This window comes from Trichlorobacter sp. (genome assembly GCF_030247655.1).
Taxonomy (GTDB): domain Bacteria; phylum Desulfobacterota; class Desulfuromonadia; order Geobacterales; family Pseudopelobacteraceae; genus Trichlorobacter.
Genome location: NZ_JAOTRZ010000348.1, coordinates 1 through 1835 on the forward strand (window position 1 = coordinate 1; position 1835 = coordinate 1835).

The following is a 1835-nucleotide window of genomic DNA, read 5'->3' on the forward strand; positions in this document are numbered from 1 at the left end:
GGGTACGGATCTCATGGCTCATGTTGGCCAGAAACTGGCTCTTGGCACGGCTGGCAGATTCTGCAGCCTGTTTGGCTTTACGTAATTCATCCTCAATATTTTTGTACTCAGTGACATCAAAAAACTCAATCACCCGGACCGACCTGCCTTTGTAGACGACATTCTTGCCTTTGATTGAAAGTGGATAGCGCGAGCCATCCTTGCGCAGACCAATCACTTCATAGCGCTGGTCATAGCCGCTTTTGATATTGTGCAGCACTGTATCTAGGGTTTCAGGTGCAATCAGCATGAGGCCGTCCATACCGATCAACTCCTGGTGGCTGAAACCGGTGATCTCTGATAGCCCCTGATTACATTCAAGGATCCTTCCTTTATCATGGATGATAATGCCGCCATAAGAGGCTTCACTCAACGCTCTGAAACGATCTTCACTTTCAAGCAGATCATGTCCTGCCTGTTTGCGCTCGCTAATGTCACGGGCAATGCCATACAGCCCGATTATTTCACCATGCTCATCATAAATCGGGTATTTACGATTATCGACCCAGCCTTTTCTGCCATCCCTGGTCAGGATTTCCTGGATTTCCTGGGCAACCGGTATCCCTGCAAAGACCTGCTTTTCAAGCTGATAGTAAAGGTCAGCGTATTCTTCGGGAAATACGTCGTAGTCAGTCTGGCCGATCAGATCCGTCCAGTGTTCAGCTGGACTGCAGAGAGTCACCAGGGTCTGACTGGCTCCGGTAAAGACATGGTTGCGGTCCTTAAAATAGATGTAGTCGTCAGTATTTTCCATCATGGCCCGCAGATATGGCATTGAAGTCACATCGGCCATGGTTCGGCTCAGACCCTTGGCATCCTGCATCAGCAGTTCAAGGGTTATGCCCCGACCGCTCTCTAGCTGCCTTTTGGAGCAGCCTTTGAGGCAGCGGATGCTTCCGTTGGCTTGTCTGATACGGAGATTGAAGGTGTCAGTACCCTGGCGGTGCTCTGAAGAAAATAGCTGTTCAACAATATCACGGTCGTGGGGATGGATTAGATCGTACAGGGATACGGCACCAGAAAGAAAATCGTGGGGTGCAAAGCCAAGCAACTCCCGCACGCTTTCGCTGACGGAGGTCAACTGAACCTGCTCCGTCAGCAGCAGACAAAACTCTGCTTCAAGCACCGGGGTGTTGGGTATCTGTTTTATCGTTGTTGCCATAGCACCCTCACAAAGATGACAACCCGCATGATGCGGTAACGGGCAGCCGTACCCTGCTGACCGTACCCTGACCCGCAACCGACTCAATCTCAATACTACCCCCTGCCGCGATGATCGCTTCACGGGCCACGGTCAGGCCCATGCCGCTGCCCCCCCCCACCGGACGGGTGGTGAAGAACGGTTCAAAGATGCGTGGCAGATTCTCTGTTGGAATACCACAACCGTTATCGCTGATACTGACCAGCACCTGATCAGCATCCTGCAGCGCCCGGACTGTCAGTTCAAGCCGGTCAACCCGCGATTTGAGGGCATTATCCAGTATATTGGCAAAGGCCTGCAGCATCAGCGGTACCCGGCAAATAACCGTTGGCACCGGTTGCAGATCAGTGATCAATGTTGTGTTGGGCGGAAACTTGGCAGCCATGCCTGCCAGCAGCTGTTCCAGCTCCCGCTTGAGCTCCATCGGCTGTTGTTCCATGCCCTCAAGATGGGCAAAATCTTTCAGTTGCGCCACAATTGAGGCAATCCGGTCAGCCCCTTCCAAGGACTGTCCCAGCAACACCCCGCTGTCTTCCAGTAGAAAATCCAGCTTCAGCTCTTTCCAGCGCTGGTCGGTCTGGCTACGGATATCAGT

At 52.6% G+C, this 1835-nt stretch carries 2 protein-coding genes; both read right to left on the reverse strand.

Going from position 1 to position 1835, the window contains the following annotated elements:
- A partial coding sequence (locus tag OEL57_RS16550; RefSeq protein ID WP_300742028.1) for a PAS domain-containing protein occupies positions 1-1201 on the reverse strand: 1201 nt, incomplete at its 3' end.
- Between the two features lie 7 nt (positions 1202-1208).
- On the reverse strand, positions 1209-1835 hold a 627-nt coding region (locus OEL57_RS16555), incomplete at its 5' end, for a sensor histidine kinase (RefSeq protein ID WP_300742030.1).